We start from the raw sequence: 7,961 nt of genomic DNA, 5'->3' as shown, positions 1-7,961 counted from the left end.
AGCCCGCTCGGCCCCGCTCCTCGCACAGAAGAACCTGTTCGCGCCGCCGACCCCGGAGGGCACGGTGGTGGCACCCGGCCCCCTCGGTGCCGTCTCGTGGCCGCCGACCGCCTATGACGGGACGCGCGCCTACGTGCAGGTCCGCCACGGCGCGACGACCTACACGGTGAAGACCGTGCCGGCCGCCGCGGGGCGACCGGAGATCCGCTACACGGAGACCGGCGAGGCCAGGGGCGAGCCGTCCTTCAGCACGCTCACCGCCGTCGACCTCGCGGAGGGCGGTCGCATCGCGTGGTCGGTCCGCGGCGCGAGCCGCCTGTCCGGGGGCACGCTGGCGACCGCCGGCGGGCTCGTCTTCTCGGGCGAGGAGGACGGGCATCTCGACGCCCACGACGCGCGGGACGGCCGGATCCTCTGGCGCTTCCAGTGCGGGGCCGGCATCAGCGGGCCGGCGATGACCTACGCACTCGACGGCAAGCAGTACGTCGCGGTGGCGGCGGGCGGCGCCTCCTTCACCCGGGCGTCCGGCTTCGGGACCGGCGACGCGCTGCTGGTCTTCGCACTGCCCGACTGACCGCGGCCGGGCGACGGTTCGCGGAAGTCCGCCGGCGACGTCCTCGCGGGCTGGCGGCCGGCGCGTTCGGAGGTCACGGCGCGCCGGGCTCTCGACGCCGCGGCGCGCGGCGTGACGGGAGCGGCCGCGCGGACCGATCCGCGTGACGGGCCTCGACGCGGCTCCGCGGCTAGTGCGCTACGAAGAGGGACAGTGCGCACAGGATGCTCACACCCAGGGCGAACGTCACGTCGGTCCAAGCGAAACGAGTCCTGCCCGGCATGCAGAATCTCCGCGAGAATTCTGAACAACAAATTCCCGGACAAGTTGTTGCCGTCCGCTACCGGACAGAAGCCGTCAGCGCGGGGCGACGGGGCGTTCGCGCGGGGGCGCCGGCCGGGACAGGCGCGCCCACGACGCGCGGACCCCCGCGGACGGCGCGCGACTTCCGGGCGCCTGGACCGCCTCAGCCCGCCGCGACGGCGTAGCGGGTGCGCAGGCGCAGGCCGAACACCGCCATCATGAACATGCAGCAGGTGGCGTTGTTGCCGTTGTAGAGCACCGTCTCGAAGGAGGCCGAGACGAGCCCGAGGAACCACAGCCTCAGGAACAGCAGGGTCTCCGCGTCGAGGCGCGTGCCGCCGGCCACGCGCTGCAGGTCGCGCACCGGGGCGAGCACGAAGGCCACGACCGTCAGGGCGAGGAACGGCAGGCCGCCGATCAGCGCCGTGTCGAGATAGGCGTTGTGGGCGTGGTCGACGGTATTGACCCAGGTCAGCTCCTCGGAGCCGGCATACATGGTCCGCTCGGTCATCCAGAAAGCGCCGATCCCCCAGCCGCGCCAGGGTCGGATCATGATGTTGTCGATAGCGAACTGCCAGATCTCGCTTCGGCCCGTGAAGGTCGCGTCGGTGAGCAGCGAGCCCACCGCCTCCTGGATCGGCGGCGCGAGCACCGAGCCGATCGAGATCAGCGAGAACCCGATCACCGGGCCGAGGAGCAGCAGGCGGCGCAGGAACCCGCCGGTCAGGACTTGGCACAGGCCGGTCACGGCGAGGATGACCGGCAGGAGCAGGATCGCGGTCTTGGAGCCGCTCGCAACCAGGAACCCGGTCGCCAGCAGGACGATCGCCCAGCCGAGGACGCGGCTCGCCACGGTGGCGACGTAGAGGCCCACGATCACCAGTATAACCATGGCGGCGCCGGCCTCGTTCTTCTGCGGGAAGATCCCGCGCCAGAGACCCGGATGGCTCGGATCGGAATTGACATCGAAGGCCGAGTGGATCGCGAGGTTCGGCACGAGACCGACCGCGAGGTAGGAGGCGAGCACGATCACCAGGGCGGACCCGGCCATGGTCAGGGCCAGCTGCCGGGGGGAGCGGGCGACGATCAGCACGCCCGCCGAGAGCATCGCGGCGATGGCGAACAGCGCGAGCCGCCGCAGCGACAGGCTCGGCTCGATGGAGAGCAGCGCCGTCGCCCCGAGCCAGAGGGCGCAGAGCACGAGCGGGCGCGTCACCAGAGGACGGAGGTGGCGCACGCCGATCCGGTGGATCGCCGCCGCCATGGCGGCGCCGGCGGAGAGGAACAGGATCTGCGTCAGCAGGCTGCCGTCCTCGGAGGCCGCCAGCATCGACCGGTCGGACAGGTCCTTCAGCCAGACGTGGTTCCAGAGCAGGACGAAGACGGCCCCGTTCAGGAGCACGCGCAGCACGTCCGGCACGTCGCGGCCCGCGACGCCGCGCTGCCGCCCGTCGGCCGGGATCCCGATCGCCGCGTCCGCAGAAGCCATGCCGTCCCACCGCGAGGCCGCGCCGCGCGGCCAGGACCATTCTAGCGGGCCGCGGGTGCCGGGCGATGGGAAATCGGACGGTTGCGGCCGACGATCGCGCGATAACCTTGACGCGGGCCCGGGGCGATCACCGCCGCATCGTGTACTGCGAGCGCCCGGCGGATTGCCGCATCAGGAAGGACGCCATCTCGGCGAGTTCCGGCGCCTTCGAGCGGAAGGTGACGGACAGCGCCAGCAGCGTGTCCTTGTGGTCGAGGCCCGGGTAGAGCCGCTCCTGGACCGGAACGTGCTCCGCCCGCAGCTTGGCGGCGAGGCTGACCGTGTGCCGCGGCTTCACCACGGTGTCGGCGTCGCCGGTCGCCAGGAAGGCGGGGGGCGAGAGCGGGCCCGCGAAGGCGACGGGCTGCGTGGCCTCCGGGTCGGGGGCCTTGCCGAACACCTTGACGGTGGTGTCCTGGTCGAACGGCATGAAGTCGTAGGGGCCGGACAGGCCGGCGACGGCCTTGATCACCTTGGGATCGACCCCGGCGGCGATCACGTAGCGCGGGTCGAGGCCGAGCATCACGGCGTTGTAGGCGCCCGCCGAGTGGCCGGCGAGCACGATGCGGCGCGGGTCGCCGCCGTATCCGGCGATGTTGTCGCGCACCCACGCGATGGCCTCGGCGCCGTCCTCGAGGAAACCGGGGAACGGCGCCTCCGGGTAGAGCCGGTAATCGGGCAGCACCGTGACGAAGCCCTGCGCCGCGAGGGCGTGCCCGACGAAGGCGTAGTCGTCCTTGGCGCCGCTCTGCCAGGAGCCGCCGTAGAAGAACACCAGGACCGGCGCGTTCTCGGCGCCCGCGGTGGGTACGTAGACGTCGAGCCGCCGCCGCGGGCCCTCACCGAAGGGCTGGTCCTTCGCGGCGAGCCGCCCTCCCGGATCGCGCGGGCCGATCGCGTCGAACAGCGCGAGCGGCGAGGCAGCGGTGAAGCCGAACGCGGCGAGCCCGAGGCAGAGGAGGCTAGCGAGCGCGGTGAGGAGACGTGTCATATCCCATCCGGTTGTCCCGACCGGGCCATACCGCACCGCCCTCGGGGCGGATTGATGACGGTCTCGGGGCGGGGCACGAAAAATCAGGTCCGCAGCACGATGCAGGCGCCGCCGACCTTGCGGATGCGGCCGCACAGGTCGTCGGCCGCCTGTCGGCTCTGCGCCGGGATGCGGATCCGGTAGAAGGCGCGGGTCCCGCGGTTGCGCAGGCGCGTGCCGATGATCATCGGCCGCACCTCGCCGATCACCCCCGCGTAGGCGCTCCGCGCGCGGTTGAAGCTCTGCAGCGCCAGCGCCTTGGAGAAATTGCCGGCGAGCTGGATGCCCCACGGGGCGGCCGGCCCCTCGTTGAGGCCGAGGGCGAAGCGGTCGCCGCGCGACGGGACGCGCAGGCTCGCGGTGACCTGCAGGCAGGTCTGCGGCGCATCCGGCTTCACCTCCACCTTGGCGTCCTTCTGGTCCTTCGCGTCCTTGCCCTCGGGCTTGCTCTCGGGCTTGGCGGGCGCGCCGCCTTCCGGAAACTCGATCCCCTTGGCCGGGCCGGTCCGCCAGTCGTCCACCGGCCGGCCCGTGATGGCGGCCACGTAGGCCCGGGTCTCGGCGGGCAGGCCACCGTCGCCGGCGAGCCACTTGCTGACCCGCGCGGCGCCGCCGTTATAGGCCGCGGCGGCGAGACCCAGATTGCCGAACTGGGTCCTCAGGTCGGCGAGCAGATGGGCCGCGTGCGGGATCGCCTGCTCGGGGTCGAACGGGTCGAGGAGGCCGCGCTCGCGGGCCGTCCCGGGCATGAACTGCGCGACGCCCTGCGCCCCGGCCGGGCTGACGACGCCCACGCGGAAGCTGCTCTCGCGCCAGATCAGGCGTGTCAGGAACGGCACCGGCAGGCCGCGGGCCTTGGCGGAGTCGTCGATGAGGCGGCACAGCGCCTGCTCGACCGTCTCGGTCGCTCCCTCGGACGGGGCGGCCGCGGCCGGATGCGCGCAGGCGAGGGCGAGGAGCAGCGCGCCGAGGCGCAGGGGCGGGGCGGTCACGCCGCGCATGTAGCGACGCGCCGGGGCGGATCAATCCGCGCGGCCAACCTTCCTGGGGGAACATCCGGCCCGCGTGCCCGAGCGTTGCACCTTTGCCCACTGGCGCGACCGGGCCGCACCGTCGTAGCGTCCCGGGTTCAGAGAGCCGCCTCCGAGGCGGCCCCTTGGAGGAACCGCCGATGTCCGATCTGGCAACCCTGCGCGGCCTGTCCGGCCTGAGCCCCGCGCCGGCCCCGCTCAAGGGCTCGGCGCTCGTGATGATCGACCTGCAGCAGACCTACCGGGAGGGCGTGATGCGGCTCGACGGGGTCGAGCCCGCGCTCCGGGAGGCGGCCGCGCTCCTGCGACGGGCCCGCGACGCGGGGATCCCGGTGATCCACGTCCGCCACGATGCCGGGCCGGGCACGCCCTACGACGTGACCGCCCCGATCGGCCAGATCAGCCCGGAAGTGGCGCCGCAGGGCGACGAGCCGGTGATCACCAAGGCCTATCCGAGCTCCTTCGTGGGCACGAACCTCCAGGCGCGGCTCGAGCAGGCCGGCGTGAAGGACGTCGTCCTGGCGGGCTTCATGACGCACATGTGCGTCAACTCCACGGCCCGGAGCGCCTTCAACCTCGGGTTCCGCCCCACCGTCGTGGCCGCCGCCACGGCGACGCGGGACCTGCCCGGACCGGACGGCGGCGTGGTGCCGGCGGCCCAGCTCCAGGCGGCGAGCCTCGCGGCCCTCGGCGACCTGTTCGCGGTGGTCGCGCGCGGGCAGGGCGACATCCCGGACTGAGCCGCGGCGAGGGCGGCGGAAGGGTCCCGGGACCGGTCGACGCCGCGTTCAGGCCTGGAGCCGCCCGATCTCGGCGATCACCGCCCCGAGGTCCGGCCGCCCGTCGACATCCGGCCCCGTGCACGCCTGCGCCAGGGCGCGCAGGGTTTCCGGCGGCGCCGCGCAGCGGTCGAGCAGCTCGCCGATCAGGATGCCGACGGCGCGGACCTCGACCCGCGCCCAAGCCGCGCCGAGCGGCCCGTCCGGCAGGGCCGAGGCCGCCCCGAAATCGCTGAGCACGGCCGCGCCGGTTCCGGCGTCCCAGAGCGTGTTGTGGGCGTAGACGTCGCCGTGCAGCAGGCCCCGCCCATGCAGGTGCGCCACCGCCTCGGCCACGGCGCGGGCGATCCGCAGGGCCGCGTCGCCGTCGAGGCGCAGGTCCGGGTCGTAGACGTCGCGGCTGCAGCTCGCGAGGCTCGGCGGCCCGGCGAGCGGGCGCCAGTGCGCCGGCAGGAGCCGGAGCAGCAGTCCCGTCGCGCCGTCGGGATGGCCGTCGAGCCGGCCGAGCGCGCCCGTGAGGGCCGGGTGCATCCCGGCGGCGAGGCAGGCCTCCATCTCCCGCTCGGGCAGGCCGTCGCTGGTCATCGCGCCCTTGAACAGCTTCAGGGCCACGTCCTCCCCGCCGGCCGGCCCCCGCCAGCGGGCCCGGTGGACCCGCCCCGAGGCGCCCTCGCCGAGCAGCTCGCCGAGGGCGAGGTCGGCCCACGGCACCGCGGGCGCCGCCACCGGCGCCGTCGGCGGCTCGGTGGGGTTGCCGGCGTAGGCGATCCAGGCGAGGCGGGGCAGGCGCGCGAGCCACGGCGGGAGCGCCGCGAGACGGTTGCAGGCGACTCGGATCAGCTCGAGTTCGTCCGCCCCCGACAGGCTGTCGGGCAGCGCGGTGAGCCGGTTGCCCGCCAGCATCAGCTTCCGCAGGCGCGGCCGCTCGCCGAGGGCGGCGGGCAGCTCGGCGATCGCGTTGTCGGTCAGCGTCAGCCAGCGCAGCTCGCGCGGCAGCGACTCCGCCGGAACCTCGCGGATGCCGCAGCCGCGGAAGCCCAGCTGGCTCAGCGCCGGGCAGGCGCCGAGCACCGGCGGCAGGCGCGGGAACGGGTTGCCGGAGCAGAACAGGACGCGCAGGCGGTGGAGGCGGCCGAGATCGTCCGGCAGGTCGACGAGGCTGCCCCGGCCGAGATCCAGCACCTCCAGCGTGTCGGCGAGGGCGAAGACCTCGCGCGGCACCGCCGTCAGCCCGTCGGGCAGCCGCAGCTCCCGCGCGCCGCCGAGTTCGCCGCGCCGCAGGGCGGCGAGGGTTTCGCTCCGGTCCAAGCCTCAGCCCCGCTTGAAGAAGGCGTCGGCCGCGCCCTGCGCCGCCTGCTTGGCGGCCCGCGCCGCCTCGAGCCGGACGATCTCGGCGCGCAGGAGCGCGACGCGCTCGTCGAGATCCCCGAGCGAGAGCGTGTCGAGGGGCTGCCCGATCTCGTGGGCAACGGCCTTGCGCGGCCGGTCGTCGTCGTCCCGCACGTCGTGTCCTCCCTACAGGAACGGTGTTCCGGCCCCGTCCCAGGCGAGGCCGAGATGGGCCGCCACGGTGGCGCCGATATCCGCGAAGGTCTCGCGCCGCCCGATCGGTCGGGCGGCCACGCCGGGGCCGAAGGCCAAGACCGGGACCTGTTCGCGGGTGTGATCGGTCCCGGTCCAGGTCGGGTCGTTGCCGTGGTCGGCCGTGATGACCGCGAGGTCGCCCGGTGCCAGCGCCGCCAGGATCTCGGGGATCCGGGCGTCGAACGCCTCCAGCTCCGCGGCGTAGCCCGGCACGTCGCGGCGGTGGCCGTGCTCCGTGTCGAAATCGACGAGGTTGACGAAGATCAGGCCTCCCTCCGGCAGCGTCGCCAGCGCGTCGAGCCCCGCCGTCACGCAGGCCGCGTTCGGGCCCGGCTTGATCTCGCGGCCTGTGGCGCGGTGGGCGAAGATGTCGCCGATCTTGCCGACGCTCACGACCGCGCGACCGGCCGCCTCGGCGCGGTCGAGCAGCGTGCGCCCGGGCGGGGCGACGGCGAGATCCTTGCGGTTGCCGGTCCGGCGAAAGCCCGCCTCCGGCGAGCCCACGAAGGGCCGGGCGATCACCCGGCAGACGCGGTAGGGGTCGCACAGGCGGCGCGCCACGCGGCACAGGTCGTAGAGCCGCTCCAGCCCGAACGCCTCCTCGTGGGCGGCGATCTGGAACACGCTGTCGGCCGAGGTGTAGCAGATCGGCCGGCCGGTCCGGAGGTGCTCGGCGCCCAGCGCGTCGATGATCGCGACGCCCGGCGCGTGGCAATCGCCGAGGATGCCCGGGAGGTCGCCCTCGGCGACGAGCGCGCGGGTCAGCTCCGGCGGGAAGGCCGGCCGCGTATCGGGAAAATGCCCCCAGGGCTCGGTCAGGGGCAGGCCGGCGATCTCCCAGTGACCGGAGGGCGTGTCCTTGCCGGCGGCCGTCTCCACCGCGTGGCCGTAGACGCCGCGCGGCGGGCCGACCGGGGTGAGGTTCGGCGGGATGCGGCCCGAGGCCCCGGCGGCCGCCAGGCCGAGCCCGAGTTCGGCGAGGTGGGGCAGGCGCAGGGGACCCGCGCGCAGCCCCGCCCGGTCGCCGCGGCCCTTCGCGCAGCGCTCGGCGATGTGCCCCAGCGTGTCGGACCCGGTATCGCCGTAGCGGTCCGCGTCCGGGGCCCCGCCGACGCCCACGGAATCGAGGACGATGATGAGGGCGCGCGCCACG

General features: G+C 74.4%; 8 protein-coding genes. 2 read left to right on the top strand and 6 right to left on the bottom strand.

The features are described from left to right. Positions 1-574: outer membrane protein assembly factor BamB family protein (locus ME121_RS20500; protein ID WP_491892853.1), on the top strand; the 574-nt coding region annotated here is incomplete at its 5' end. 445 nt (positions 575-1,019) lie between these two features. Here ME121_RS20500 and ME121_RS20495 read toward each other — a convergent pair. From ME121_RS20495 to ME121_RS20485, 3 genes are all read right to left on the bottom strand, one after another. Next, positions 1,020-2,345 (bottom strand): O-antigen ligase family protein, encoded by a 1,326-nt coding sequence (locus ME121_RS20495; protein ID WP_029360069.1) that lies wholly within the window; start codon positions 2,343-2,345, stop codon positions 1,020-1,022. A 127-nt stretch (positions 2,346-2,472) separates the two neighbouring features. Next, positions 2,473-3,375: an alpha/beta hydrolase gene (locus ME121_RS20490; protein WP_059409517.1), complete on the bottom strand. Its 903-nt coding sequence runs from the start codon at positions 3,373-3,375 to the stop codon at positions 2,473-2,475. 83 nt (positions 3,376-3,458) lie between these two features. Further along, positions 3,459-4,415: a lytic transglycosylase domain-containing protein gene (locus ME121_RS20485; RefSeq protein WP_053620738.1), complete on the bottom strand. Its 957-nt coding sequence runs from the start codon at positions 4,413-4,415 to the stop codon at positions 3,459-3,461. A 170-nt stretch (positions 4,416-4,585) separates the two neighbouring features. Between ME121_RS20485 and ME121_RS20480 the strand changes: the two genes are divergently transcribed. Continuing rightward, positions 4,586-5,185 carry a cysteine hydrolase family protein gene (locus ME121_RS20480; RefSeq protein WP_059409516.1) on the top strand — a complete coding sequence of 200 codons (600 nt, stop codon included), beginning with the start codon at positions 4,586-4,588 and terminating at the stop codon, positions 5,183-5,185. Positions 5,186-5,233: 48 nt separating this feature from the next. Here ME121_RS20480 and ME121_RS20475 read toward each other — a convergent pair whose 3' ends face one another. The 3 genes from ME121_RS20475 to ME121_RS20465 are packed head-to-tail and all read right to left on the bottom strand — an operon-like array spanning position 5,234 to position 7,960. Then, on the bottom strand, positions 5,234-6,532 hold the full coding sequence (locus ME121_RS20475; protein ID WP_059409515.1) for a leucine-rich repeat-containing protein kinase family protein: 1,299 nt from the start codon (positions 6,530-6,532) through the stop codon (positions 5,234-5,236). A 3-nt stretch (positions 6,533-6,535) separates the two neighbouring features. Next, a complete protein-coding gene (locus ME121_RS20470; RefSeq protein ID WP_059409514.1) occupies positions 6,536-6,727 on the bottom strand; it encodes a DUF1192 domain-containing protein in 192 nt (63 codons plus the stop codon). Between the two features lie 12 nt (positions 6,728-6,739). Continuing rightward, a complete protein-coding gene (locus ME121_RS20465; protein ID WP_059409513.1) occupies positions 6,740-7,960 on the bottom strand; it encodes a phosphopentomutase in 1,221 nt (406 codons plus the stop codon). Position 7,961 lies beyond the last annotated feature (1 nt).

This window comes from Methylobacterium sp. ME121 (assembly GCF_000974725.1).
In the GTDB taxonomy this organism is placed as follows: domain Bacteria; phylum Pseudomonadota; class Alphaproteobacteria; order Rhizobiales; family Beijerinckiaceae; genus Methylobacterium; species Methylobacterium radiotolerans.
The sequence above is the reverse complement of the archived record's forward strand: the minus strand, read 5'-3'. Positions and strand labels throughout refer to the sequence as shown.